This window comes from Polaribacter glomeratus (assembly GCF_002954665.1).
Classification (GTDB): Bacteria; Bacteroidota; Bacteroidia; order Flavobacteriales; family Flavobacteriaceae; genus Polaribacter; species Polaribacter glomeratus.
Genome location: NZ_MSCM01000001.1, coordinates 857,979 through 883,523, shown reverse-complemented (window position 1 = coordinate 883,523; position 25,545 = coordinate 857,979). Strand labels below are relative to the sequence as shown.

General features: G+C 30.1%; 26 protein-coding genes. 13 read left to right on the top strand and 13 right to left on the bottom strand.

The annotated features are described in order from the left end of the window. Nucleotides 1-545: 545 nt before the first annotated feature. Nucleotides 546-1,358, bottom strand: a complete 813-nt coding sequence (locus BTO16_RS03785; RefSeq protein ID WP_105020310.1) for an RDD family protein — start codon at nt 1,356-1,358, stop codon at nt 546-548. Nucleotides 1,359-1,380: 22 nt separating this feature from the next. Here BTO16_RS03785 and BTO16_RS03780 point away from each other — a divergent pair, with 22 nt between their 5' ends. The 9 genes from BTO16_RS03780 (at nt 1,381) to BTO16_RS03740 (ending at nt 9,579) form a co-directional block, all read left to right on the top strand. Continuing rightward, nucleotides 1,381-2,346: a stage II sporulation protein M gene (locus BTO16_RS03780; protein ID WP_105020309.1), complete on the top strand. Its 966-nt coding sequence runs from the start codon at nt 1,381-1,383 to the stop codon at nt 2,344-2,346. Continuing rightward, complete coding sequence (locus BTO16_RS03775) at nt 2,347-3,057, top strand: hypothetical protein (protein ID WP_105020308.1); 711 nt, start codon at nt 2,347-2,349, stop codon at nt 3,055-3,057. Continuing rightward, entirely contained in the window at nt 3,054-4,271 is a 1,218-nt protein-coding gene (locus tag BTO16_RS03770) for a hypothetical protein (RefSeq protein ID WP_105020307.1), read from the top strand. The genes BTO16_RS03775 and BTO16_RS03770 overlap by 4 nt, the downstream gene beginning before the upstream one ends. Before the next feature lie 4 nt (nt 4,272-4,275). After that, nucleotides 4,276-5,280 carry an AAA family ATPase gene (locus tag BTO16_RS03765; protein ID WP_105021502.1) on the top strand — a complete coding sequence of 335 codons (1,005 nt, stop codon included), beginning with the start codon at nt 4,276-4,278 and terminating at the stop codon, nt 5,278-5,280. A 114-nt stretch (nt 5,281-5,394) separates the two neighbouring features. Next, a complete protein-coding gene (locus tag BTO16_RS03760) occupies nt 5,395-6,729 on the top strand; it encodes a DUF58 domain-containing protein (RefSeq protein WP_407675511.1) in 1,335 nt (444 codons plus the stop codon). A gap of 38 nt (nt 6,730-6,767) precedes the next feature. After that, nucleotides 6,768-7,130 (top strand): DUF805 domain-containing protein, encoded by a 363-nt coding sequence (locus tag BTO16_RS03755; protein WP_105020306.1) that lies wholly within the window; start codon nt 6,768-6,770, stop codon nt 7,128-7,130. 15 nt (nt 7,131-7,145) lie between these two features. Then, nucleotides 7,146-7,535 (top strand): DUF805 domain-containing protein, encoded by a 390-nt coding sequence (locus BTO16_RS03750; protein WP_105020305.1) that lies wholly within the window; start codon nt 7,146-7,148, stop codon nt 7,533-7,535. Between the two features lie 95 nt (nt 7,536-7,630). Beyond that, nucleotides 7,631-8,839 (top strand): multidrug effflux MFS transporter, encoded by a 1,209-nt coding sequence (locus BTO16_RS03745; RefSeq protein WP_105020304.1) that lies wholly within the window; start codon nt 7,631-7,633, stop codon nt 8,837-8,839. Nucleotides 8,840-8,874: 35 nt separating this feature from the next. Then, nucleotides 8,875-9,579 (top strand): pseudouridine synthase, encoded by a 705-nt coding sequence (locus tag BTO16_RS03740; protein ID WP_105020303.1) that lies wholly within the window; start codon nt 8,875-8,877, stop codon nt 9,577-9,579. A gap of 266 nt (nt 9,580-9,845) precedes the next feature. Here BTO16_RS03740 and BTO16_RS03735 read toward each other — a convergent pair whose 3' ends face one another. The 5 genes from BTO16_RS03735 to BTO16_RS03715 all read right to left on the bottom strand — a co-directional run bounded on the left by BTO16_RS03735 (nt 9,846) and on the right by BTO16_RS03715 (nt 14,795). Then, the gene (locus BTO16_RS03735; RefSeq protein WP_245891964.1) at nt 9,846-10,031 is read right to left on the bottom strand and encodes a CPXCG motif-containing cysteine-rich protein; all 186 of its coding nucleotides are present in this window, start codon (nt 10,029-10,031) and stop codon (nt 9,846-9,848) included. Between the two features lie 2 nt (nt 10,032-10,033). Next, on the bottom strand, nt 10,034-11,041 hold the full coding sequence (locus BTO16_RS03730; protein WP_105020301.1) for an NADP-dependent oxidoreductase: 1,008 nt from the start codon (nt 11,039-11,041) through the stop codon (nt 10,034-10,036). A gap of 33 nt (nt 11,042-11,074) precedes the next feature. Continuing rightward, nucleotides 11,075-13,066 (bottom strand): alpha-ketoacid dehydrogenase subunit alpha/beta, encoded by a 1,992-nt coding sequence (locus BTO16_RS03725; RefSeq protein ID WP_105020300.1) that lies wholly within the window; start codon nt 13,064-13,066, stop codon nt 11,075-11,077. Nucleotides 13,067-13,180: 114 nt separating this feature from the next. Beyond that, nucleotides 13,181-13,660: an Lrp/AsnC family transcriptional regulator gene (locus BTO16_RS03720; RefSeq protein ID WP_105020299.1), complete on the bottom strand. Its 480-nt coding sequence runs from the start codon at nt 13,658-13,660 to the stop codon at nt 13,181-13,183. A 76-nt stretch (nt 13,661-13,736) separates the two neighbouring features. Beyond that, entirely contained in the window at nt 13,737-14,795 is a 1,059-nt protein-coding gene (locus BTO16_RS03715; protein ID WP_105020298.1) for a M14 family zinc carboxypeptidase, read from the bottom strand. Between the two features lie 348 nt (nt 14,796-15,143). Between BTO16_RS03715 and BTO16_RS03710 the strand changes: the two genes are divergently transcribed. The 4 genes from BTO16_RS03710 (at nt 15,144) to BTO16_RS03695 (ending at nt 17,654) form a co-directional block, all read left to right on the top strand. Then, complete coding sequence (locus BTO16_RS03710) at nt 15,144-15,494, top strand: helix-turn-helix domain-containing protein (RefSeq protein WP_105020297.1); 351 nt, start codon at nt 15,144-15,146, stop codon at nt 15,492-15,494. Between the two features lie 96 nt (nt 15,495-15,590). Next, a complete protein-coding gene (locus tag BTO16_RS03705) occupies nt 15,591-16,370 on the top strand; it encodes a HipA family kinase (RefSeq protein ID WP_105020296.1) in 780 nt (259 codons plus the stop codon). After that, complete coding sequence (locus BTO16_RS03700; protein WP_105020295.1) at nt 16,360-16,740, top strand: DUF3037 domain-containing protein; 381 nt, start codon at nt 16,360-16,362, stop codon at nt 16,738-16,740. The genes BTO16_RS03705 and BTO16_RS03700 overlap by 11 nt, the downstream gene beginning before the upstream one ends. Nucleotides 16,741-16,877: 137 nt before the next feature. Beyond that, nucleotides 16,878-17,654 (top strand): DUF6090 family protein, encoded by a 777-nt coding sequence (locus tag BTO16_RS03695; protein WP_105020294.1) that lies wholly within the window; start codon nt 16,878-16,880, stop codon nt 17,652-17,654. Nucleotides 17,655-17,928: 274 nt separating this feature from the next. On the opposite strand, the gene BTO16_RS03690 is transcribed toward BTO16_RS03695, so the two are convergent. The 7 genes from BTO16_RS03690 to BTO16_RS17935 all read right to left on the bottom strand — a co-directional run bounded on the left by BTO16_RS03690 (nt 17,929) and on the right by BTO16_RS17935 (nt 25,300). Continuing rightward, nucleotides 17,929-19,929, bottom strand: coding sequence for a hypothetical protein (locus BTO16_RS03690; protein WP_105020293.1), 2,001 nt, complete (start codon nt 19,927-19,929; stop codon nt 17,929-17,931). Between the two features lie 3 nt (nt 19,930-19,932). After that, nucleotides 19,933-20,700: a hypothetical protein gene (locus BTO16_RS03685; RefSeq protein WP_105020292.1), complete on the bottom strand. Its 768-nt coding sequence runs from the start codon at nt 20,698-20,700 to the stop codon at nt 19,933-19,935. A 5-nt stretch (nt 20,701-20,705) separates the two neighbouring features. Continuing rightward, complete coding sequence (locus tag BTO16_RS03680; RefSeq protein ID WP_105020291.1) at nt 20,706-21,167, bottom strand: T9SS type A sorting domain-containing protein; 462 nt, start codon at nt 21,165-21,167, stop codon at nt 20,706-20,708. A 301-nt stretch (nt 21,168-21,468) separates the two neighbouring features. Further along, the gene (locus BTO16_RS03675; protein ID WP_105020290.1) at nt 21,469-23,328 is read right to left on the bottom strand and encodes a B12-binding domain-containing radical SAM protein; all 1,860 of its coding nucleotides are present in this window, start codon (nt 23,326-23,328) and stop codon (nt 21,469-21,471) included. A gap of 90 nt (nt 23,329-23,418) precedes the next feature. Continuing rightward, complete coding sequence (locus BTO16_RS03670; RefSeq protein WP_146105334.1) at nt 23,419-24,048, bottom strand: YceI family protein; 630 nt, start codon at nt 24,046-24,048, stop codon at nt 23,419-23,421. 915 nt (nt 24,049-24,963) lie between these two features. Further along, nucleotides 24,964-25,104 (bottom strand): zinc-dependent peptidase, encoded by a 141-nt coding sequence (locus BTO16_RS17940; RefSeq protein WP_262503045.1) that lies wholly within the window; start codon nt 25,102-25,104, stop codon nt 24,964-24,966. Nucleotides 25,105-25,165: 61 nt separating this feature from the next. Continuing rightward, complete coding sequence (locus BTO16_RS17935) at nt 25,166-25,300, bottom strand: zinc-dependent peptidase (RefSeq protein ID WP_262503029.1); 135 nt, start codon at nt 25,298-25,300, stop codon at nt 25,166-25,168. Nucleotides 25,301-25,545: the final 245 nt, after the last annotated feature.

The following is a 25,545-nucleotide window of genomic DNA, read 5'->3' as shown; positions in this document are numbered from 1 at the left end:
GCATAGAATTTTATTTTTCTTAAAATTTATGCTCTTGTGGAAAGTTGACTAAAATGTTATTGGAAAAAAATATTGACGGATTATTATAGAATAACAAAGTTTTATACAAACTAAAAATGTTAGCTTTTGTGCGTTGGCAAGCGTTGGAAAATTGTGTTTAAAAAAATTACTGCGTAGCATAATTATTTTTAAAAAGCAATCGAGCGTTTTGGCAAGAGGCAATTTAACATAATGACGAATTATAGCTACAAATTATTATAGTTCGAATGTTTATTAGAATAACGTATTCAAAAAATATTATTGAATAATTCCAAATACGAGATTCTACAGAATTATTATTAATACTTGTTGACGAATTTTAAAACACCCCCAGACGAATGTTTATTGTATGTTCAAAGCTTTATGGGATATTTTACATAATATAGAATTATAGCTATCATTTTTTTAATGGAATCTTTTAATTATGAATCATCCACTGGATAATTCATAATTAAAAATGTACTATAATTTATATTATGTAAAATAGAGTATTTCAAAGGTCATACTTACATACTTTGGGTATAATAGTTATAATCCTTTAAAACAGTATCTATAAACTCTAAATCACTTTTATGAATAGATTTAATATCAGTTACCTCTAGTATTTTAGATCTTAATTTAATAAGTGTTTTAAAATCACTATGCTTCACCGCAGTTTTATACGTTTCTTTGATAATTCGCAAATCATTATCAGATAATTTAATAACATTGGCATATGTTGGTTTATAATCAAATTGAATATCTTCTAAAATAGTTTGTGAGAATTTTACATCATCCTTTAAAGTAATAACAATTGTATTGGCAATAATGTCTCCGAATCGTTGACTTTTATTTGTAAATAAAATAAGAAAAAAACCTACTAACTTACCAAATAAGAAAATTACAACAAGCAACACATATTGGTCATTTAAACCTAGAGAGGCAACATATACAAAAAGTAATAAAAATAAATTAAAATCTACAACCCTTAAAAACCATCGCATTATATAATCTGTAATTGATGGTTTAAATCCGTCTATATTAATAACCTTTAATTTTAACAAGCGTTTGCCTATCGTCTGGCCATCCATTAAGATTTCTGAATACAGAGAGTAAAAAGTTATTGGTATTAAAAAAAGCACTTCTACTGCTTTTATTGTCCAACCATCTCCGTTTAAAGAGTCGTCTAACATACTAAAGCCAAACAACTTATTAGAAAAATAAAAGTATGCAAATTTGACAACATTATCTAACGCAAAAGCAGAAAGCCTTTGAAATACGGTTGCTACCGTAAAATTTATATTTACATTTTGTGCTGTTTTTATTTGGAGTGTTTTCATGCAATGATTAAATTCGCTCTGTATGAGAGAGGTCGCTTTTATTAAGCAAAATAAGGAAAAATGGCTTGAATTTGAACTAAATTTTTCAAATAAAGAAAAAAAAAGTCCAGATGATGTGGCAAACCTGCATATTAAAATAATGAACGATTTAGTATATGCACAAACATATTACCCTAAAAGCAAGGTGACTAGCTACTTAAATAAGTTAGCAAAAACTAGTTTTCACAAGGTATATGACTCAAAAAGAAATACTAAAAATATGTTTTTATATTTCTTTTTTGATAAAGTACCGCTACTTTCTTATCAATATAGAAAATACTTTTACATTTCTTTTATTTTCTTTTTTATCTGTTTTTTTATAGGATTACTTTCTACTTTTAATGATGAGTCATTTGCACGTCAAATACTAGGAAATTCTTATGTAGATCAAACCTTAGAGAATATAGAAAGTGGCGATGCAATGGCTATTTATAAAGGCAGTAGTAATTGGGGTTCTTTTATTGGTATTTATGACAATAACCAAAGAGTTGGCTTAAATATGTTTTTATCTGGCTTATTTTTAGGTATCGGAACTGGTTTTTATATTGTGTACAATGCAATTATGGTAGCCGTTTTTCAAGCTTTTTTTTATCAGAACAATAGTTTATTAGATAGTCTAAAAGGTATTTGGATTCATGGAACCTACGAAATATTCGGGATAATTATTGAAGCTGCTGCAGGCTACATTATTGGCGCAAGTATTTTATTTCCAGGAACTTTAAAACGTTTTCAATCTTTTAAAATAGGCGTTCGAGATGCTTTTTATATATTTATTAGTACCATTCCGTTTACTATTATGGCCGCTTTTTTAGAAGGATATATTACGCGTTATTCTAATAAGATGCCAACCATTTTTTGTTTTTCCATTATTCTTTTTAGTCTTGTAACCATTAGTTATTATTATTTGGTTTTGCCATTTTTAGTTGCTAGAAAACACGGAATCCGATAGATGAAAAAGAGTATCGCTTCCCTCCTTTTATTGCTTAGTTTTTTTGTGTATGCACAAGAAAATCTTACTACTGCCGTAGAAAAAAAAGTTGATACAATTGCTTATGCTAAAAGCACAGAGATTAGTAAAGAGAGAACTTTTTCATCAAATCTAAATGAAACCTATTCTGATAAAGATTTTCAGTATAAAGAAAATGTTCCGAAAAAAAACGACAACTCCGCTCCTATCAATTTAGGTATTGTAAATGCTTTTGTATTTTTTATGAGTCAAATATTTCCGTTTGTTTTAGCAGGAATTATCATTTTTATCATCTTAAAAATAGTCTTAGGGTTTGATTTTCAATTCTGGAAAACGAATAATACATCCAAAAGAAAAAAAGTGAAATTAATTTATGAAGACGAAGATATTCATGAAATAGATTTAGAAACTTTATTAAGGCAAGCAATTGAACAAAAGGAATTTAGATTGGCAATTAGATATTATTATTTAACTTCTTTAAAATGTTTATCATCAAAAAAAATTATTAATTATCATAAGGATAAAACGAATTCAGACTATATTTTTGAAATTCAAAACGAAGAACTAAAAAGCAAATTTTCTTATCTTTCTTATGTTTACACGTATGTTTGGTATGGAGAATTTTCTGTAGACGAAAACAATTTTGTAGCAGCACAAAATAAGTATCAATCTTTTTTAAAAGCTATTCTTTGAAGATAGAAACTTACATAATAAAAGGAATTTTATTTCTGGGGATAATTTTACAGCTAACCAGTTGTAAAAAAACAAATTGGGATGAAAACTTTAGAGAGAAAGAAAAAAGTCCGTTTGGAACGTATATTGTTTATAATGAAGCTAATAAATTATTTAAAGGTCAAGAAATTGTTTTCTTAAAAGAGAATTTTTACGATTATATTTATGATTCAAAAGAGGTTAATAAAGACAAATTATTCAATTATATCTGTATAAAAAGCAGCACCAATAAATTAACTAAAAGTGGCGTAAATAGTTTGTTATCATTAGTTTATAAAGGGAACAACGCTTTTTTAGCACTTAATTATTTTTCTGATGAACTTAGAGAAAAGTTAGACTTTACCACTAATAATTTAGACAAAGACGTTTTTACGGTTGAAAATTTAAAAAAATTAAAAGGCAAATTCTATTTAGAGAATACACATTTTAATAATCAACCCTTTAAATTTGATAGAAACATCCGAAGAAATTATGTGGTTACTTATAACGAAAAAACTACTGTAGTATTAGGAAAAACAGAGATTGGTGGCGAAAAACTACCAAATTTTATCAAAATATATTATGGTAAAGGCACGGTTTATTTGCATACAAATCCTATAGTTTTTACTAATTACTTCTTATTAAAAGGTACAGAAAATTATGTAGAAAATGTTTTTTCATATTTACCAGAAAATACAGTGTATTGGGATCCGCAAATTAAGAAAAGTAAATATGCCAATGAATCTGATAAAGATAATGACTCAATTTTTAATTTCTTTTTACAACATAAAACTTTAACCTGGTTTTTGTTTGTTTCTTCTGCCGGCTTACTGTTATTTATGTTGTTTAATGCGCGTAGAAAACAAAGAGCAATTCCTATTATAAAACCTTTAGAAAATACTACCGTTGCATTTACACAAACAATTTCTAGTTTGTATTTAAAAGAACAAGATCATAAAAATTTAGCGGATAAAAAAATAGCATTTTTCTTAGAAAAAGTAAGAACAAAATACCTATTAGATACTTCGATTTTAAACAAAGATTTTATAGAACATTTAGCTGCTAAATCTGGTAATAAAATTGAAAATACTAACTATTTAATTAATACAATTATAACTTTACATAAAAGACCTGAATGTTCTCAAGAAGAACTAATTGTCTTGCATAAAATGATTGAAAATTTCTTTAATAAATAAGCATATGGAAACACAAAATAACGAAACAAATTTAGAGAACCTGGCGTTTAAAAACAGAATCGATTTAACCGAATTACAAGACAGTGTTTTTAAAATTAAAGAGCAATTAAAAAAGGTAATTGTAGGACAAAAAGAAATGATAGATTTACTTCTAGTTTCGCTACTTGCCAACGGTCATGTTTTAATTGAAGGCGTTCCTGGAGTGGCAAAAACCATCACCGCAAAATTACTTTCTAGAACTATAAATGTAGGTTTTAGTAGAATTCAGTTTACACCAGATTTAATGCCTTCGGATATTTTAGGGACTTCTGTTTTTAATGTTCAAAATTCACAGTTTGAGTTTAAAAAAGGGCCGATATTCTCGAGCATGATTTTAATTGATGAAATTAATAGAGCCCCTGCAAAAACACAAGCTGCTTTGTTTGAAGTGATGGAAGAAAAGCAAGTAACTATTGATGGTTTTACCTATAAGATGACAGCACCTTTTATTGTTTTAGCAACGCAAAACCCAATAGAACAAGAAGGAACCTATCGATTACCCGAAGCACAATTAGATCGTTTTTTATTTAAAGTAGTAGTCGATTATCCTTCTGCGGATGAAGAACTAGAAATTATAATAAGAGAACAAGCTTTAGAAAACATCACAAAAGATAGCAAAATAGAAACAGTTATAGACGGTTTTAAAATTGTTGAATACAGTGCTTTGGTAAAAAAGATTAAAATTGAAGAAAATTTACTAAAATACATTGCTAATATTGTAGTAAATACGAGATCAAATTCCTTTTTATATTTAGGTGCATCGCCTAGAGCTAGTATTGCAATTTTAGCTGCATCAAAAGCATTTGCAGCCATTGAAGGTAGAGATTTTGTTACACCAGAAGATATTAAAAGAGCTGCAATTCCGGTTTTACAACACCGAGTAATCGTAACACCAGAAAGAGAAATGGAAGGTTTAACGAGTAAGCAAATTATAGAACAAATTATTGAAGCAGTTGAAATACCTAGGTAAACCAACACTTTTGCAAGGAACGAAGCAGTCTGTATATTGTTGTTTTACATAAATTAAAAAAAAATACATAGCGATTAAAACAGGTACACATTTAAACAAGTACACCATAAAAAATTGAAAAGCTTTTACAACACATTATTTATAAACAATAGATTTTTCTATGCTTTAGCAACAATAGCAATGTTATTTGTTGCGGGCTTCTTTGCTCCTATCTTTTTTGAGGTTTCAAAAGTGTTATTATTGGTGCTTTCTGTCTTAACACTTGTTGATGTTTTTATACTCTACAAAACAAAAGATGCTATTAAAATAGAACGTTACTTACCAGAGCGATTATCAAACGGAGATGAAAATAAAATTACTTTAGCCCTAAAAAACAAATATCCATTTGTGGCGCATTTGTTATTAATAGAAGAGTTACCGTATCAATTTCAAAAGAGAGACTTTTTCTTTCATCAAGAGCTAAAACAACAGCAAGAAAAAACACTTCATTATAACCTTACACCCAAAGAAAGAGGAGTATATATTTTTGGTCATGTAAATGTGTACGCAAGTTCTCCGCTACAATTAGCAACTAAAAAATATATTTTAGGCGAAGAAAAAGAGCTAAAATGTTATCCTTCTTTTTTAAAATTAAGAGACTTTAATATTCAGGCTTTTAACAATTCTACTATATCATACGGAACAAAAAAAGTAAGAAAAATTGGTCATTCTTTAGAGTTTGAACAGATTAAAGAATATGTTGCTGGTGATGATGTTAGAACTTTAAATTGGAAAGCATCCGCAAAGCTAAATCATTTAATGATAAACCAATATGTAGAAGAAAAATCGCAATCTGTGTATGCCATTATTGATAAAGGACGCGCCATGCAAATGCAATTTAGTGGATTGAGCTTGTTAGATTATGCAGTAAATGCAACCTTAGCAATTAGCAATATCATTTTAAGAAAACAAGACAAAGCAGGCATGTTGTCTTTTTCTACAAAATTAGAAGATTGGGTAGTTGCAGAAAGAAGAAACTCTCAAATGAGTTTAATATCCGAAGCTTTGCACAATATTAAAACAAACTTTTCAGAATCAGATTTTGGCACTTTATACGCTGTTGTAAAAAGAAAAATTACACACAGAAGTTTACTTATTTTATTTACTAATTTCGAAACTATTGATGCTTTAAATAGACAATTACCCTATTTACGAGCTTTGGCAAAAAATCATTTAGTTCTAGTAGTTTTCTTTAAAAATACAGAATTAGATATTTTAACAAATGCAGAAGCAGAAACGATCCAAGAAGTTTATGATACGATTATTGCAGAAAAATTTATGTACGAAAAGAAGCAAATTGTAAACGAATTAAGGAAATACGGAATTCAATCTGTGTTAACCAAACCAGAAGATTTAACCGGTGATACTATAAATAAATATTTAGAATTAAAATCGAGAGGGCTTTTTTAAAGTTTAAGTTTTTCATAAAAAAATTGTATCTTAAACAAATGAAATGGTATTTTAAAGCCTTATATAACTATTTTAATTTTTCAGGAAGGGCAAGACGCAAAGAGTTTTGGGTTTTCATCCTTTCTAACTTATTAATTTTTTGGATACTTTCTATTTTAGATCATTATTTGTACACTGACTATTTTACCCTTGTTTCATATATATTTTCTGCATTAATTTTTATACCAAGTATTGCCGTTTCAGTAAGAAGACTGCATGATTCTGGTAAAAATGGTTGGAATATACTTTTTATTTTTATTCCTTTTATTGGTTGGTTTTGGTTATTAATATTGTTAATTTTGTTGGGAGAGCCAAAAATAAATAAATGGGGACCTTATCCTCAAGGGATACAAAACAAATAAACCTACTATTAAATAATGAATTGGTATTTAAAAGTAATTAATCAATACTTTGATTTTTCTGGCAGAGCAAGGCGCAAAGAATATTGGATGTTTACATTATTTAGCCTTATAATTTCCTGGTCACTTCCTATTTTAGATGTTACTTTTGGCACGTATATTTTTTCAATTATAGGCTCTATATATTATTTATTAGTTTTTATACCAGGTTTAGCCGTTATGCTAAGAAGGTTGCATGACAGCGGCAATAGTGGTTGGTTTTTATTTTTACTACTTATACCTATTATAGGTTGGGTTTGGTTACTGGTTTTATTGTGCCTAGAAAGCGAACCTAAAACAAATAAATGGGGAGAAAATCCTAAAGGAATTGTTAATGACAGCATTATTGACCAAATTGGAGTTGAATAATTCCTGTATTTCTAACAAAAAAATTACTTCTTTTTTTTATTATATTTTAAGAGTTTCAAACTCCTTTAGAGTTTAAATAAAGGTACTTTTGTGCCGTGAAAATTAAACAAAAAACAGAATTAGAATTTATTATTATAATGGCATCTTTAATGTCTTTAGTTGCCTTATCAATAGACGCTTTATTACCTGCTATTTCTGATATTAGCAAATCAATTCATATTGTAAATCCTAAAAATAATCAGCTTTTTATAACCATGATATTCTTAGGTTTAGGATTCGGACAACTTATTTCTGGCCCTTTATCTGATAGTTTTGGTAGGAAGCCCGTAATTTATGTTGGTTTTATTGTCTTTGCTTTTGCAAGTTTTATCTGTGTTTCTGCAATCAGTTTAGAAATGATGATTTTTGGTCGACTTTTACAAGGTATCGGGCTTTCTGCACCCAGAACGATAAGTATTGCCATGGTTAGAGATCGTTTTAGTGGTAATTATATGGCTAAAGTGATGTCTTTTATTGTTGTAATTTTTATTCTTGTGCCAGTTATTGCGCCTGCCTTAGGAAAATTAATGTTAGATTCGTATGGTTGGCGATCTATTTTTTACAGTCAATTAGTATTTGGTTTTTTTGTAATGATTTGGTTTTGGAAACGCCAACCAGAAACGTTAAAACCAGAAAATAAAAAGAAGTTTAAATTTTCGTTATTTATTGAGGGTACCAAAGAGTTTTTAAAACATAAAAATGCGGTAATTTTTACCTTATTTTCTGGTTTTATTACAGGTTCTTTTATGGTGTATTTAAGCGCTAGTCAATTAATATTTGAGCAGCAATATGATTTAAAAGAAGAGTTTCCTTTTATTTTTGCAGGCTTAGCGATTAGCATTGGTTTAGCCACTTTTTTAAATGGAAACCTCGTTGTAAAACTTGGCATGTATAAATTGGTGTCAATTTTTACCATTGTATTTACGATTGTTCCTATTATATATATATCACTATTTTCTGAAGAAAGTAATCCTAGCATCTATATATTGCTTGTATTTTTTGGTATTCAATTCTTTTCTATTGGATTTCTTTTTGGGAACACGAGAGCTTTAGCGATGGAGTCTATTGGGCATATTGCTGGTGTAGGAGCTGCAATTAATGGTTTTGTTTCTACAATTATGGCGGTACCTATCGCTACATTTATAGGTAGTTTTATGGATGACAGGGCTTTACCTCTTTTTATTGGTTTTTTTGTTTGCGGATTTCTGTCTCTACTACTCATAGCATTTTTACAATTCACAGAAAAGAAAAAAGCATCATTTTAGATTTTACATCACCTACTTTTAAGAAATAAAAAATAATGAACTTAGAAATAATTTTTGAAGACGACCATCTACTTTGTGTAAACAAACCTAATAATGTTTTAGTTCATCATGCATTTCATTCTAGAAATGTTGCTGATGAAGACTCGCTGCTACAAATTATTGAGAATGAAATAGGATTAAAAGTTTATCCTATTCATAGGTTGGATAGGAAAACATCAGGAATTATTTTACTCGCAAAACAAAAAGAGTTCGTTTCTAAGTTTCAAGAATTATTTACGAAAAACGAAATTTCAAAAACTTATTACGGTATTGTCCGCGGATTTTCTCCAGACGAAAAAAAAATAGATACTCCTGTTAAAGGGCGAGATGCAAACGTGCACAAAGAAGCATTAACTTATCTAAAAACCTTAGAAAAAGTTACCCTAAATATTCCTGTAAAGCCTTATGATTCTTCGCGATATAGTTTGGTCGAATTATCGCCAAAAACAGGAAGAATGCATCAATTAAGAGTGCATGCAAATAAAATAAGTCATCCTTTAATTGGTGACGCAAAGTATGGTGATAAGAATCATGACCTCATGTTTGAAGAAAATTTTGGTTGGAAAAACCTTTTTTTACACGCAGGAAAACTAGAATTCATACATCCGTTTTCATTGCAAAAGCTAATTTTAAAAGCCTGTTTTCCAAAAGATTGGATTGCTTCATTTGAAGCTTTTTCTTGGAAAAATCCTTTGGATTAAAATACTATTTTACAGAGATTCGCTGAGATAAAAAAGGAAATCCGCAGAGAAATTTTTTAAAAACTCCGTGTATCTCTGGGAAAAACTCTGTGTATCTCTGCGTAATAACTGTTGTATCTTTTTACAGATTTTCTAATGCTATTAATTTGTATGTAGATTTTTTCTCTGACAAAAATGACTACAAAAAAAGAGATTCACATAGAAGTTAAAAAAACCTCTGTGAATCTCTATGTAAAACTCTGTGTATCTCTGCGTAATAACTATAATTACTGTTCTATAGACTGAGAATCAAATCCAATAAGTTCACCACTTTCAAATCTTGGCGACACTTCTATAGGATTGCAGCAAACTTCGCAATCTTCAATATAAGTTTGATGTCTAACACTCGAATCTAACATCATTGAAATTTCTTCCCAACAATGCGGGCACTGAAAAAAATGCTCTAACTCCACTTTTATTCTTCTATTACTTTTAAAACTAACTTTCCGTTTTTATCCCCAGAAAACAATCTGTTATAGGTTTCATGAAAGTTTTCAATACCTTCATAAATATCTTCTTTAGATTTAAGTTTTCCTTCCTTCATCCAAATTCCCATTTGTTTTGCAGCTTCACCAAACTTCTTTGTATAATCCATTACAACCATTCCTTGCATGGTAGAACGTGTTACTAAAAGTGATAAATAATTACTCGGTCCATCTACTTTCGATTTGTTATTATATTGAGAAATTGCGCCACAAATAACAACTCTTGCATGCATTCTTAATTTACTTAAAGCAGCATCCAAAATTAAACCACCAACATTATCAAAAAATACATCCACTCCTTTTGGGCATTTTTTCTTCAAAGCGGTGTAAATATTTTCTGATTTATAATCAATAGCGTCATCGAAACCTAGCTCATTAATTAAATAATCACATTTATCTTTTCCACCAGCAATACCAATAACTGTACAGCCTTTAATTTTTGCAATTTGTCCAACAACGCTTCCAACAGCACCTGCAGCTCCAGAAACCAAAACAATATCTCCTTCTGTAATTTTACCAACCTCTGTAATTCCAAAATAAGCTGTCATTCCTGGCATACCCAAAGTACCTATATACATTGGCATTGGCGCTAAACGTGTATCTACTTTATACCAACCGTCACCGTTTGTAATTGCAAATTGTTGCACACCACCCCAACTTGTAACACAATCGCCAATTTCAAATTTAGGGTTTCCATTGTTTTTAATTACTTTTCCAATAGAACCAGCTCTCATTACATCATCAATGGCAACCGGAGGAATATACGATTTTGTATCATTCATCCAACCACGCATTGCAGGATCTAGAGAAATATAATGTTGTTGTACTAAAATTTCTCCTTCTTGTAATTCAGGAATTGGATTGTTTTCTAATTGCCAAGTTTCTGCGTCTGGAACACCAGAAGGACGTTTTTTAAAGATGATTTGTTTGTTATTCATGTGTACTGTATTTTTTTCTGATGTTAAATATACTCAATAATTATGTAAATCTTGTATCGCTTTTGTTAAGTTTGATTTTCCTAAATATTGTTTTTCTAAATCGGATTGAAACGGAATTGGCGTTTCTAAACTAGCTACTCTTTTTACAGGAGCGTCTAAAAACTCAAAACAATTTTCATTGATTAATGCAGATATGTCACTTGCAATTCCGCCAAACATAGAATCTTCTTGCACAATAAGTACTTTTCCTGTTTTTTTAACGGATGTATAAATCGTATCTACATCTAAAGGTTGCAAAGTTCTTAAATCGATTACATCTACAGCTATTTCTTGTAAATTTTCTAAAGCCTCTAAAACCCAATGAATTGCTGCTCCGTAACTTATAATTGTTAATTGATTTCCTTCTTTTAAAAGTGCTGCTTTACCAATTTCTGTTGTAAAGTAACCTTCAGAAACTTCTTGATATACAGATCGATACAATCCTTTATGTTCAAAAAACAATACTGGATTTGGGTCATTAATTGCACTAATTAACAATCCTTTTGCATCTTGAGGAAATGCTGGATACACTACTTTTAAACCTGGTGTTTTTGTAAACCAAGCTTCGTTTGTTTGACTATGAAAAGGTCCAGCTCCTACTCCTGCTCCACAGGGCATTCTTACTACAACATCCGCAATTTGCGACCATCTGTAATGAGATTTTGCTAATAAATTTACAATAGGATTAAAACCTGTAGAAACAAAATCTGCAAACTGCATTTCTACAACAGATTTTATACCATTTACAGATAAACCGTATGCAGCAGAAACAATAACGGATTCGCAAATAGGTGTATTTCTAACTCTTTCTTTACCAAAAGCTTCTAAAAAACCCTCTGTAATTTTAAAAGCGCCTCCATATTCTGCAATATCTTGACCCATTATTACCAAATCATCATGTTTTTGCATCGCTTCTTTTAATCCTTCAGCAATCGCATCAATAAAACGAATATTCTTTTTTTGAGAAGATGGTTTTACTGCTTCTTCTTTAAAAGATTTAAAAACATCATTGAGTTCTGTTTCTAAATTGGGAACAATTTTTTCTTCATTTAAAGCAATTTGAAGATGTTCGTTTATTTCTTGATCAATTTCTGTTTTATAAGAAGTTTTAATTTCTTCTGTAAAAATTCCTTTTTGTTTTAAAAATTGTTCATAATTTTCTAAAGGATCTTTTGCTGCCCAAAAATTCATTAAATCTTGAGGAACATATTTTGTGCCACTCGCTTCTTCATGACCACGCATTCTAAAGGTTTTAAACTCTAGTAATATAGGTCTCGGATTTTCACGAACACTTTTTGCAATTTCATCTACTTTTGTATAAACTTCAAGAATATTATTACCGTCTATAATGTAACTTTCCATTCCGTAACCAATTCCTTTATCAGCAATATCTTTACAGTTAAATTGTTCGGATGTTGGTGTTGATAAACCGTAACCATTATTTTCTACGCAAAATAACACTGGTAAACTCCACACAGAAGCTACATTTAATGCTTCGTGAAAATCACCTTCACTTGTACCTCCTTCACCGGTAAAAACAGCGCAGATTTTATGGTTATTTTTTAGTTTATTTGCTAGTGCAATTCCGTCTGCAATACCTAATTGCGGTCCTAGATGAGAAATCATTCCTACAATATTATACTCTTGTGTTCCAAAATGAAAACTACGGTCTCTACCTTTTGTAAAGCCATTCATTTTTCCTTGCCATTGAGAAAATAATCGGTATAAGGGAATTTCTCTACAAGTAAAAACACCTAAATTTCTATGCATTGGCAAGATATATTCGTCATTTTGCAAGGCAGCTGTTACGCCTATAGAAATTGCTTCTTGACCAATACCAGAAAACCATTTAGAGATTTTTCCTTGACGTAATAAAATCAGCATCTTTTCCTCTATTAAACGAGGTTTTAGCATTTTCTTGTACAAACTAAGAAACATGGCGTTATCTAGCTGGTAGTTTAAATTATAATCAATTAAATGGTTCATAAATTATATATTTCATAATCCATAACAAACATACAGATTAAGAATATGATTCCATAAAAAAATCCTTATCATTTTTAGTGATAAGGATTTTTAAAAAAGTTATAAAATATAAGGTTATAAATCAGCAAAAATTGCGTGCATCATTCTTTTTTTATCGTTAATGCTTTCTTCTAAAGCAATCATCGTTTCTGTTCTGTTAACGCCCGGAATATCATCTATTCTATAAATAATATCTTTAGCATCGTTGGTTCCTTTTGCTCTTACTTTGCAAAAAATATTATACTTACCTGCTGTAACATAAGCAACTGTAACATTTTCTATTTTTCTTAAGTTTTCTATTACAGCTTGTGTCATAGATGTTTTTTCTAAGAAAACTCCTACATGCGCTATAAAAGAATAACCCATTTTTTCGTAATTTAAAGTCAATGTAGAACCTTGAATAATCCCTTCATCTTCCATTTTTTTTACACGAACATGAATCGTTCCTGCAGACACTAATAACTGTTTTGCAATATCAGTAAAAGGAGTTCTTGCATTTTCTATTAAGATATCTAAGATTTGATGATCAATTTCATCTAAAGTGAATTTTTTCATTTTTTATACATTATTCAATTAACAATGCAAATTTATGAATTTAATTTAATTAAAACGAAAATAATATGAGAAATATTTAATAATTAATGCTTTCGAAAACGATTTCGTGGTGTCCAATTTTCGTTTTTAGGTCATTTTCTTCTAATTTCTCTAATTTTGAAATTAATTTTTCATTTATTATTTCATCTTTATATTGATATGCAACATCTTTTTTGGAATCAGAAAAACGATGAATAACATCATAAAACATTTTTTCATTGTTAGGTATCTTAAAATAAGACTCGTAGGCATCAAAATTATCTGCTTTTGCAATATGATGCAATCCTTGTAAAATTGAATAAAAGGTATATTGTCTAGAAGTTTCTCTTTGATAATCGTCTGGATAATGACCAGATTCAATTAAAATAGTATTATAACCTAGTTTTTGAAAATTATCTCCCGTCGCAGTTGGATAAAATTCATCTGTATATCTACCTATATAATTAGGTATACTATTTTGCAACAATAAATTCATTGCAACAATAACATTCATTGTTTGCTTTCGACCTGTAGTTAATGCTCTGGTTTCTTCTTCCGAAGGAGCTAAAAACGATATGGTTGCTGGGTTTCTAGTGCCTTCTACTCCAAAAATAGTTCTTTGATCGTGTAAATTAAAACAAAACTGCGGATCGAATTCCTCTAAATAGTTTCTTAAAAGATTGCTTTCTTTAGCAACTCTATCTACGGCATCTCTGTTTAAATCGATGTTATTTGCATTTACTCTAGTATACGCTTGAGATCCGTCAGGATTTAACATCGGAATAAAAACCAAGGTACATTTTTCTAAAATGGTTTTAAATTCTTGGTTGTTACAATTAGAAAAGCAATTAAAAATATCAAATAAAGCTTTTGTGCCGGTACTTTCATTTCCATGCATTTGCGACCACAATAAAATTCTCTTTTTTCCGGAGCCTATTTTTAGTTTATAGATAGGTCTTTGTTGTTCAGAAAATCCTAATTGCGTAATTTCAAATACTTCTTGATGTTTTAAAAATAGCTTTTCGATATCTTTAAAAGTAATCCATTTACCAAAAAGGCTCGTTTCTTTTTGGTCTTCAAATATTTTTTTTAATACTACTGATGATAAAATTTGCACGGGTTTATCCTGTTTAGAAATGCGAATTTACAACTTTGAAAATAAGCCACCAATTACAATGTTACAATTGTAAATTATACAAATGTTACAATTGTAAATCTTTATTCCGCTTGTTTTATTTACTTTTGTAAACTAAAACGATTTTCGAAAGATTGTGAACAACAAGCAAAACTCTCTAGTAAATTAGTATTGGTCTTAAATTAAATTAACTATTTGTTAATTAATGAATTACAATGCTTACCTAAAGTTTAGGTTCACTATTTAAGCATCTATTTATAAACAATTTTATCGATGTACTTTGCTGTTTACAAAGTTTAATTTACATTTGTAAAACAACAAAAGGTTACAATGATAAACAGTTTAGAATTTACAACTAGGATTAAAAAAGTCATGGATTTTCATGATTTAACCGCTTCTTTGTTCGCGGATAAAATAGGTGTTCAGCGTTCAAGCATCTCTCATATTTTGTCTGGTAGAAACAAACCAAGTTTAGATTTTGTTTTAAAAATAACATCCGAATTTAAAGATGTAGACATTCATTGGTTGTTAAACGGTATCGGATCTTTTCCTAAAAATGTAGAAACTAAAACCCAAACTGCTGCTCCAACTTTGTTTACCGATTCCCCAAATGATGGAAAACGAATTCAAAGAATTGTCGTTTTTTATACAGATGGAACTTTTGAAGAATATCAGAAATAGTTGAAAGTTTGAATTTCGAAGTTAGAAGAAAACGAAATAAAAATGAAGTTTCTTATTTTAACAATGAATTTATTTAAATAGCATATTTTAGCAACTATGAATAAAATTGATATTCGAACTGTAAATGTTACGCAATATATACAACCTTTAAGAGAAGGTGGTTCTTTGCCTGCAATTGTAAAAGCAGATGATGGTTTTTTATATGTTCTAAAATTTAGAGGAGCCGGCCAAGGTAAAAAAGCATTGATATCAGAATTTATTGGCGGCGAATTAGCAAGAGCTATGAATTTAAAAGTTCCTGAATTGGTTTTTATGAATCTTGATGATTCTTTTAGTAAAACAGAACCAGATGAAGAAATTCAAGATTTACTAAAATTTAGTGTTGGCTTAAATTTGGGTTTGCATTTTTTATCAAGCGCCATTACTTATGATCCTTTAGTTTCTGAAGTTGATGCTCTAACCGCATCCAAAGTAGTAATTTTAGACAGTTTGATAAGTAATATAGACAGAACTGCTAAAAATACCAATTTACTAAATTGGAATAAAGAACTTTGGATTATTGACAATGGTGCAAGTTTCTATTTTCATCATAATTGGGAAACTTGGGAAAATCACCTAACAAGAACTTTTCCGTTGATAAAAGACCATGTACTTTTACCAAAAGCAACTTCTTTAACAGAAGCTTTATCAGAAATAAAGCAACTCGTAAATGTGGATGTAATACAAGAAATCGTTCAGAACATTCCCGAAGATTGGTTACTAAGTGAAGGTGATTTTTTTAATTCAAATGAAATGAGAGCTGCGTATATTGCGTTTTTAAATGCGAAATTGTTAATGATAGATGAATTAGTTAAAGAAGCCGCAGATGCAAGATAAAGTCACTTTTGAGTATGCAATTATCCGTCTTGTACCAAAAGTAGAACGCGAGGAATTCTTTAACGTTGGCGTGATTCTTTTTTCGAAACGTAAAAAATTTTTAGATTTTAAGTTTAATATCAACCCAAATAAATTACTCGCTTTTGCACCAGAATTAGAACTAGAACAATTAAACAATTATTTAAATGCTTGGAAATTGATTTGCGAAGGAACAGCCGGAGGAAAAATTGGCGAACTAGAAATATCTGATCGCTTTCGTTGGCTTGCCGCTTGCAGAAGCACGATAATCCAAAGTTCTAAAACACATCCTGGATTGTGCGAATTTCCTGAAAAAGAATTGCAAGATATTTTTGAAAAGTATGTTTTGTAAGAAAATATTTTGAAGAAAAAAGGTTTTTACTTGGTAACTATCTAAGTGGTAAATTCTATTTTTCATTTTATGATACCAGCATTTTAAATATTTTAATATCCAAAAAACGGGACAACAAGTTAACTTACCATTTATAAATGATAAAATTATTTAGAAAAATTCGTCAAAACCTACTTATAGAAAACCAGCCTGGTAGACAGCCAAATAAAACTAGAAAATACCTAAAGTATGCTGTTGGAGAAGTTATTCTCGTCGTTATTGGTATTTTAATTGCGTTATGGATTAATAATACTTATCAAGACTATAAAAACAGCCAACTAACCAACTCTTTTTTATTAGACTTTAAAAGAGATTTATTGGCAGATACACGCGTACTAGATAAAAGAATAAAAACGAATGAAACTATGGTTAAGAATATTGATTCTATTATTATTTTTTTTCAGACAAAAAAGGAATTAACTAGTAAGGAGTTACACACCTTCGCTACTTATAACCTTTCAATAATGTATGAATCTTATTTTATACCCGAAAAAAGTACTTTAAGACAATTTGAATCAAGTAATAACAATAATCTAATTTCATCAAAATTATTAAAAGATAAGTTGTTTGAATACCATACTATAAATGACAGAAATGAAAAGAATATGGAAACTAGTGTTCAATTATATCAACATAATTTTTTCACTAGAGACTTCATGAAATTGTTAGCAATTAAAGAATTTAAAATGCTAATGTCTGGGCTAACACCAGCACTAAGCCAAGAGAGTTTGAAAAAAATAACATTAATTGAAGATTATTGGGTAAGTTTATTTCAAAAAAAAGGTTTGACTGAAAATCAAAATAAAAACTATAGCGAAGTTAGCTTGAAAGCGAAAGAAATTTTAAAACTGATAGAAGCAAAATTAAAAAAGTAGCAAAACCCTACTAGATTCTGATAATTAGACAACCAATATTTTTACAATCTTAAATTAAACGTTCAAAAAACTTGCGACCAAATCATTTTTTAAAGTTATTCTAGGAACTTTAAAGTTGAAATATTTGTGCTAAAATCGAAAATATCCATTTTACAAATTCAGTAACACGCAATCCCAAGCGAAAATGAGCTAAAAACTATTTACTTTTTAAATACCTTGTTTCGATAAAAAACATTTTCGCTATGAATTTTAAGTTGTCTTTATTTAATAATTATTAAGGATTTTTCTCTGTAATTTGTAAAATATTCAAAAATCCATAGACATTATTTGTACCCGTTCCCTTTATATGGATATCCAATATTCCGCCAGCATTGGGAACCACATTGGCTATAGAAACAAGTGTGTACTTATTATTTTTATGACCAACAACAACTTTTTCACCATTAATTGTTATTTCGGTACCTGTTCCAATAAAATTTCTTGAACAAAAAGCGGTAAAATCGTATAATTTAGTTTCATCCAAATTGGTAAGTCGAAGTGTTGATGTAAGTCCATTTAATGTTTTAAAACAATCTCTTTCAGCCTCGTAAGGAAAATTAGCTAAAGGATCTCCTTCCACACCAGAAAAATTAGCATCGTAATTTTCAAACGCCGCAGTTATTTCTATATCTATTCCTGATTGTATTGATGTTGTTGAACTTAAATTGGTTAATTTAGAACCGACGGTTACTCCTATTCCGGTATTTGTAAAGCTATTCCATGGATAAATTAATTCATATCCATTTATACTTCTACCAAAATCAATTTGCATAACAATTGCACCCGGAGTTACGATGACTCTATCTATTCTAGCTTGTAAAGAATATTTATAGCTACCGTTTCTTAGCGCTGAAACTAGGGGTTGCGCAGTATCTAAATCTGTTTGTGATTTGGTAGTTTCTAAATTTTCTACAGCCACTAAGGCTCCTAATCTTCCGGTTACTGCGTTTTCATATACTGGTTTATATGCAATATTTATAAGAGCATTCGCATTTCCTAAATTTTTATAATTTATTGCATGCGAATAATCATCAAAGCCCTCGTATTCGATATTTGTAATATTTGTATCTGCATCAATTAATAAGGATAAAGAATGTTCTCTAAATTCTGCATCAACTTCAGAAAAATCAATAGACAATGTTACCGTACTTCCATTTTGGGATTGAACAATAGAAGATTTCTCTACACATTTTAAATATCCGTAAACAGCATCTATTGTTGCCATCCACATATTGTCTGCACCATATCTGCCATAATTAGATTCCAACCCTTCCATAACCCATTTAAAAGATTTGTATCTCATTGATCCTCCGTTAGTTGTTTCAGGCTCCCCTAAGTTAATTCGATGTGTACCTAGTGTAATCCAAAGGTGCTGATTACTTTCTAATTTAGCTGTTGCTAATAAGGTATTTATAAAATCGAAATCTCTTGCTGTTCTTGTTATAGTATTATCTTTCCAAGTATCAAAATCACGAGACAATCCAAGTGCTTTTTTAGTACTCCAATATTCTGCATATCTATTTGGGCTATGTCCAAATTCATTCCCTGGATTATTAATATTATTCACAAGTTTTAAATATCCACTTTCAACTAAACCAATAGTTATTGGGTCATAAAGAGGATCGTTACTTGGTGCAGTAAAATTGGGTACTTTAACACCCAGTGTTTCCTTTAACTTTTTGTAGTTTTCTGTTATTTGAAATAATATTTGCTGATCTCTAATGGCAGGATCGCTATTAAATCCTGGAGCTGTAAATTGATTTTGAGCAGACCAACTATGATTTGTTAAACTAAAATTTTTAACGTAACTATTTTTTAACATGAATTCATTCATGTTACTTACAGGGTTGGCATTTTTGTTTATTAGGTTCATGTTAACGTTAAGCGTTGCCGAAAACGGAATATTATTACCTGTACCATCCGTGTAGAATAAGCCAGGGTAATTTGGCGTATTCCCGTCTTTATAAATTACAGTTCCACCATTAAACATTGGCATAGCAACACGATATTGACCAACTAAACCATCATCTAAATCAAAACTAAAAGCAAATTCTTTGTCATACTTATAAAATGCTTTATTTACGTTCACTTTTGTTGGTGCTGCATCAAAAGTAATTATTACTTTTTTGAAATTTGAGGAGCCGGCCTCTTCTTGAGAAAAAAACAATCCTGAACTTACACCTTGTGAGTAGACGAATGAAGAGACTAAAAATAAAAAATAGGTTATTTTTTTCATGTCTTATAAAAAGTTTTTTATTGAAACCACTAAAAAGTCAGTTCCATCGAAAATAGTTGTCATTAAATTTTTTGAATTCGTATTTAAGTCAATAACTGGAGCAATACCACCCGGAAAAATAAATTTATCTCCATAGCTTAAAGTCCACTGCCCTGAGGAATTTTGATTAATTAAAAACATATAAGTTGCACCTGTAATTGGGGTGGAAGGGTTTTCGAGCACAGCATCTTCTGTTAATTCAATGCTATATAAATTACCTTCAGCTCCTGTCCAAGAAATATTGCCTGAACTTGATGTTAGTGCATTAATTTTATTACTAATTACACCTGTTAATTCAACTGTTGAATCTGCGCCTAGATATAAGTCTCCTTCTATACTAGCAGCGGTCTTAGCATGTAAGGCATAAGGCACGCTCAAAAGCTGACTTGTTCCTGATATGCTATATGTAGAACCGCCAGTTAAATCCGTTTCTGTCTTAATAAAATAAGAACCATTGCCCCAGTCAATAGCAGAAAAATTACCACTTAACACTGTTCCAGTTCCTATTTGTAAAGTTACTAATCCATTCTCATTGGTACTTGGTGTTTGTGTTTCTACATAAATTGCCGTGTTTCCTTGCAAAACACTTATTTGCATACCCACAGGTTTATTTTGCAAAAGTTCATTACCTGCATTTCTTAACACAGCCTGATAGCTCATTTTTTCTGGTGATTGCGCAAAAGCGAAAGCAGCAATTAACACTGTTACTAGTAGGGGAAATAATTTTTTCATAGTATTTATTTTTTAATGATTTTAAAAGTTTTTATAGTTTGTTTTTTTTTGATTATTTTAAGAATATACATGCCAATTGCAGAATTTTGTAGGTTAATTGGGGTTTCTGTATTGGTTATTTCTCCTGTAGCAATAGATTTTCCATTTAAGTCGAAAAGTATATAACTTAAATTTTCTAAAGTACTATCTGATATTTTTAATGTGATAAAATCCTGAGTTGGATTTGGGTAAGTTGATGCAATTAAATTTACAGAAGTAAGCAATGGGCTACTTAATGTTTGAAATTCATAAGCATGTTGTACTCCTTGTGAAATTGAGCCATTTGTAGTGTAAAAAACTTGACCAATTGTGTAGTTTGATGAACCTCCATTTCCAGAAGCTTCTCCGCCAGAAGATGGTATGGTTTCTTGCGCTAGCATTATATTTGTAACAAACAATAAAAATACTGCGAATAGTTTAATTTTCATTTAGCTTTTTTTTAATACGTATTAATACATTAAACGCTCTTTAAAATAGAACCTTCATTGCACTCCATGAGATCTATTTATCGCGCATTCGTTTTGTAAAAAAATAAAGCTATAAACAAAAAGCAACTTGATTGTTGGGGTTAATCTATATGTGTTAGCAATTTTTTTACAATTATATAAAAAAAAACTCAATATAACTTACGGGAATCCGTAAAGGATATGCATTTCAATTTTTAAGATTGAAATCAGAAGAAAATTATACGATATAATAATTAGTAAGTTAAATAAAATTACTTGTTGTTTAAGCGTTCAAAAACCCTTTTATTAAGTCATTTTTTAAAGTTATTTTAGGAACTTTAAAGTTGAAATATTTGTGTAAAGGAATCTCAAACCCTTTATAATTTAAGTAATTATTTAAAGCCACATTTAATCCTTCGCTATATAAGTGATGGGCTGCTCCTGTTGGGTCTTCGTGATACAAATCGTTTTCTGCAAAACCTTTAAATTCTGGCCCTGTAATATTAATTTGAAATTCATCCGGATTTTTACCAACCGGACTATGACTCGTGCAGGCAAACTGATGCCAAAAAGCAGACTGAATGCAATTACTTTGAAACAACTGACGCACAACTTCTAAAGAATCGATAGTTTCTTGTGCTGTTTCTGTTGGGAAGCCAAACATTAAATAGGCATGCACCATAATATTTTCGTCAGAAAAAGCTTTGGTTACTCTTGCAACTTGTGCAATATCAACGCCCTTTTTCATTTTTGCTAATAATCTATCCGAAGCAACTTCCAAACCACCCGTAACAGCAATACAACCAGATTTTGATAATAAAGAACACAGTTCTGGCGTAAAAGTTTTTTCGAAGCGAATGTTTGTCCACCAAGTAATATACACTTTTCGTTCCATTAATTTGTTTGCCAACGCTCTTAACATTTTTGGTGGTGCAGCTTCATCCACAAAGTGAAAACCTGTAATACCCGTTTCTGATATTATTTTTTCAATTTTATTAACCAAATCGTCTGCTGTGGTATTTTCGTAATTACCAATATAAGGGAGCGTAACATCACAAAAAGAACATTGTTTCCAGTAACATCCGTGAGAAATAGTGAGCTTATTCCATTTACCATCAGACCACATTCTGTGCATCGGATTCATCACATCTAAAAAAGATAAATACTTGTTTGTTGGCAAACCAATGTAACTTGGCGCGGGTAAATTTTTATGATGAAAAATAGTATTTGGTAATTTATTAGCATATGCCACTTTACTATCTCGGCAGATATATGTTCTTTCTAAAGACTCCTCGCCTATTTTACTGTCTAAAAATTCGGTTATTTTTAATAAAGGAGCTTCTCCGTCATCCAACGTAATAAAATCGACAAAATTAAAAATTCTTGGGTCGGATAAACGTCTAAGTTCTGTATTGCAATAGCCGCCGCCCATTGCTATTTTTAGCTTCGGATATTGTTTTTTGATAAACTGTGCACATCGCAAAGCGGAAAATAAATTACCTGGAAACGGAACGGTAAAACAGATTAAGTCATATTGCTCTTGCTGAATTTTTTCATCCAACAAATACAACATTTCGTCTTCAATTAGCGTAGTTTCAAATTGCAAATAGTCATCAATCGTATCAAAACTAGAAGCGGCTCTGCCTAACTGTTCTGCATAACGCGTAAAAGAGAAAAATTCATCTACATTGGCATTTATAAAATCGCCCAATTCTTCTACAAACAGCGTTGCAATATGTTTTGCTTTATCTAAAATGCCTAGTTTACCAAACTCGGTTGTTAAATCTTTATTTAATTTTATGCGTCTGTGACCATGCGGTAAATAATCTTTGTGGACTATTTGATAGGCAGCTGTAACTTCTTGAACGCGTAAATAGTTCATAACAGAATCTACTTTATTTATATATTCTTGCCTTTGATTCCAAACTAAAGGCAGTTCTTGATTGCCCAGCATTGCTGCTTGTTTAAAAATAGCATCAATAAATTCTTTTGTAAAAACAGCTGTAAACAACTCGATACTTAAATCCATTTGCGTTGCTTTTACATTTTTAGATTCCAAAAAACCTTTAATGTATGCAGTAGCTGGGTATGCTGTATTTAGTTGTGTAAAAGGGGGTGTTATTAAAAGCGTGTTTATAGACATAGAATAAATAAAGTGCAAAGATACTATCTGATTTATGAATAGAACTTATAATTTTATACTATAACGTCTAATTGTTATAAGCACTTTACATTATGATATTTTTATGGTCATATTAAGATGTAACATTTTAGTTGGCACATCAAGCGATTCTCCATTTACAATTAAGTCATAATCAATTCCCCAATCTAATAAATTTACTTGTCCTTGTAAAATAAGCAAATGCGTCTTGGTTTCATTCGGATTTCTAATTCCTGTTACTAATAACTGCACTTCTTTTTCGATTCCTTTTATAGACATGATACCATTTACTTGATACCAATCGATTCCCATAGTAAAAACTTGAGTCGTTCTAAAAGTGATTTTTTCATTTTTCTCGTTGATAAACAACCCAGGAGTTTTAATTTTTTGTGTTACATCTTCTCCTTTACATACCATAAATGAGTTAGGATCTAGATCGAAAGAAATTTTCATATTCTCTAACGGATTTCCAAAATCTAATCTTACCGGAATATCAATATTTAAATCGGTAACATTCCCTGTAAAAGGCGTACTACAATGACCATGAGTTACAAACAAATTCATAGTTTGTTTTTGTGCTATTTTAATTGCGGATTCAACCTCCTTTTTAGTGGTAGCTGCGTTACTTTTAGTACAACTTATAACTAGAATAATTGACGTTAAAAAGATAAATGTTAAACCAATATTTTGTAAATTTTTCATGATAGTACGTTTTAATTTTTTACGAATATAGATGGTGTTTGCCGATACTTTTGTCAAAAAATTGTAAAAAAAGTGTGAAAACGTGTTTTTGGGTATTGAATGGAGTTTTTTTTGCTGATTTTTTTAACTGATGAATTATTTTGAGAAAGGGGTTTTACTGATGGTTTAATAAGTAGAAATTGTTAAGTTATATAGTTTGGTTTATGTATTGAACTTAAAATTGTGTTTTTAAGAAAACAAAACATTAAAAAGGGGGTTTTTCCTGTTGCCTTTTTGCTCCAAAAAACCTAACTTCGCTAACTCCTGATATAAAACATTGAAACGATTTTATATCATTATAGTTAGCTTTCATTGATCACTCAAATTCTGAAAATGATGTTTAAAGTTTGAAAATATTGTTTTTTAATGAAAAACTAAAAATGTGGAACACTCTCTCGCTCGAAAAATTTTGCGAATATTGAGCAAAATTTGAATTTGTAAAACGTATGAAATTACTCAAACTCTGAAAATTGATTTGGCGGAGTTCTTACTCAAAACCTGAATTTAGAAAGTTTGCGGAATTGAGGAAAATGCGGAAAATATGAATTGAGGAATTTACTCAAACTCTGAGAATCAGTTTGGCGGAATTCTTACTCAAAATCCGAATTGAGACAGTTTGCGGAGTCGAGCAAAATGATAAAAGTCTGAATTATGTGATTTACTCAAACTATGAATTAAAAGTTGGAAAATAAAAAGTTCAAAACTTGATTAGAAAAATAGAAAAGAGAAATAAAACGAAATTATAAACTAAAAACAACGAAAAGCTAACAACGTATAAACTTTATTGCTAGTAATAGCCTGCGTACGAAAGTCCTTTGGGACTTTCTTGGTTTGTGTTTTATTTACTAAATTCACTGCTTAACAACACATCAAAGCTTATACAAAAACGTTAGCGAATCTCCATAAAATCATTAAACAAAAACAAGTTTCTAACATTCTATACAATTCTGGATGCTTTTTTTTAATCAACTTTGGTCTTTCAAAAAAATATTCTCCTGCAACTGCTAAAAACTCAATTTCTGATGTGACTCCATAATTTCTGATATCAGATTTGTTATTATTGATTTACTCCATTTTTTTATGCACCAATCAATTGCAAAGACGGAATTGTGTATTGCTTGTCTAACAAATGAATAAATTCGTAAATGACAGTGTTTCCTTTGTCTGTTGTATTGCTAAAACCATGATGCAATGCATTTCTAGATAAAATCATAAGGTTTTCAAATTTTCTTGCTCCACCAAACCAGTAATATTTCTACCTTTTGTTTTGCTGTTGAATTGTAAATTTTCATGGAAAAAATCAGGATAAATAAAACAGTTGATGGCTACAATAGTTCCAACTTGGGAGTCTAAAAACAGGAATTACAGCACTTGCGATAATGAATAAAGAATCGAATTCCTTTTATTTAAAAAGAATGGCTTCAATTTTTGTGGTTTTTAAGAAACGAACACTTTAAG

What these genes read in the sequence shown, in the direction of transcription:
- BTO16_RS03785 (WP_105020310.1), bottom strand. Translation starts at nt 1,358, where the DNA reads ATGAAAACACTCCAAATAAAAACAGCACAAAATGTAAATATAAATTTT.
- BTO16_RS03780 (WP_105020309.1), top strand. Translation starts at nt 1,381, where the DNA reads ATGAGAGAGGTCGCTTTTATTAAGCAAAATAAGGAAAAATGGCTTGAA.
- BTO16_RS03775 (WP_105020308.1), top strand. Translation starts at nt 2,347, where the DNA reads ATGAAAAAGAGTATCGCTTCCCTCCTTTTATTGCTTAGTTTTTTTGTG.
- BTO16_RS03765 (WP_105021502.1), top strand. Translation starts at nt 4,276, where the DNA reads ATGGAAACACAAAATAACGAAACAAATTTAGAGAACCTGGCGTTTAAA.
- BTO16_RS03755 (WP_105020306.1), top strand. Translation starts at nt 6,768, where the DNA reads ATGAAATGGTATTTTAAAGCCTTATATAACTATTTTAATTTTTCAGGA.
- BTO16_RS03750 (WP_105020305.1), top strand. Translation starts at nt 7,146, where the DNA reads ATGAATTGGTATTTAAAAGTAATTAATCAATACTTTGATTTTTCTGGC.
- BTO16_RS03740 (WP_105020303.1), top strand. Translation starts at nt 8,875, where the DNA reads ATGAACTTAGAAATAATTTTTGAAGACGACCATCTACTTTGTGTAAAC.
- BTO16_RS03730 (WP_105020301.1), bottom strand. Translation starts at nt 11,041, where the DNA reads ATGAATAACAAACAAATCATCTTTAAAAAACGTCCTTCTGGTGTTCCA.
- BTO16_RS03725 (WP_105020300.1), bottom strand. Translation starts at nt 13,066, where the DNA reads ATGAACCATTTAATTGATTATAATTTAAACTACCAGCTAGATAACGCC.
- BTO16_RS03720 (WP_105020299.1), bottom strand. Translation starts at nt 13,660, where the DNA reads ATGAAAAAATTCACTTTAGATGAAATTGATCATCAAATCTTAGATATC.
- BTO16_RS03710 (WP_105020297.1), top strand. Translation starts at nt 15,144, where the DNA reads ATGATAAACAGTTTAGAATTTACAACTAGGATTAAAAAAGTCATGGAT.
- BTO16_RS03705 (WP_105020296.1), top strand. Translation starts at nt 15,591, where the DNA reads ATGAATAAAATTGATATTCGAACTGTAAATGTTACGCAATATATACAA.
- BTO16_RS03700 (WP_105020295.1), top strand. Translation starts at nt 16,360, where the DNA reads ATGCAAGATAAAGTCACTTTTGAGTATGCAATTATCCGTCTTGTACCA.
- BTO16_RS03695 (WP_105020294.1), top strand. Translation starts at nt 16,878, where the DNA reads ATGATAAAATTATTTAGAAAAATTCGTCAAAACCTACTTATAGAAAAC.
- BTO16_RS03690 (WP_105020293.1), bottom strand. Translation starts at nt 19,929, where the DNA reads ATGAAAAAAATAACCTATTTTTTATTTTTAGTCTCTTCATTCGTCTAC.
- BTO16_RS03685 (WP_105020292.1), bottom strand. Translation starts at nt 20,700, where the DNA reads ATGAAAAAATTATTTCCCCTACTAGTAACAGTGTTAATTGCTGCTTTC.
- BTO16_RS03680 (WP_105020291.1), bottom strand. Translation starts at nt 21,167, where the DNA reads ATGAAAATTAAACTATTCGCAGTATTTTTATTGTTTGTTACAAATATA.
- BTO16_RS03675 (WP_105020290.1), bottom strand. Translation starts at nt 23,328, where the DNA reads ATGTCTATAAACACGCTTTTAATAACACCCCCTTTTACACAACTAAAT.
- BTO16_RS03670 (WP_146105334.1), bottom strand. Translation starts at nt 24,048, where the DNA reads ATGAAAAATTTACAAAATATTGGTTTAACATTTATCTTTTTAACGTCA.
- BTO16_RS17935 (WP_262503029.1), bottom strand. Translation starts at nt 25,300, where the DNA reads ATGATTTTATCTAGAAATGCATTGCATCATGGTTTTAGCAATACAACA.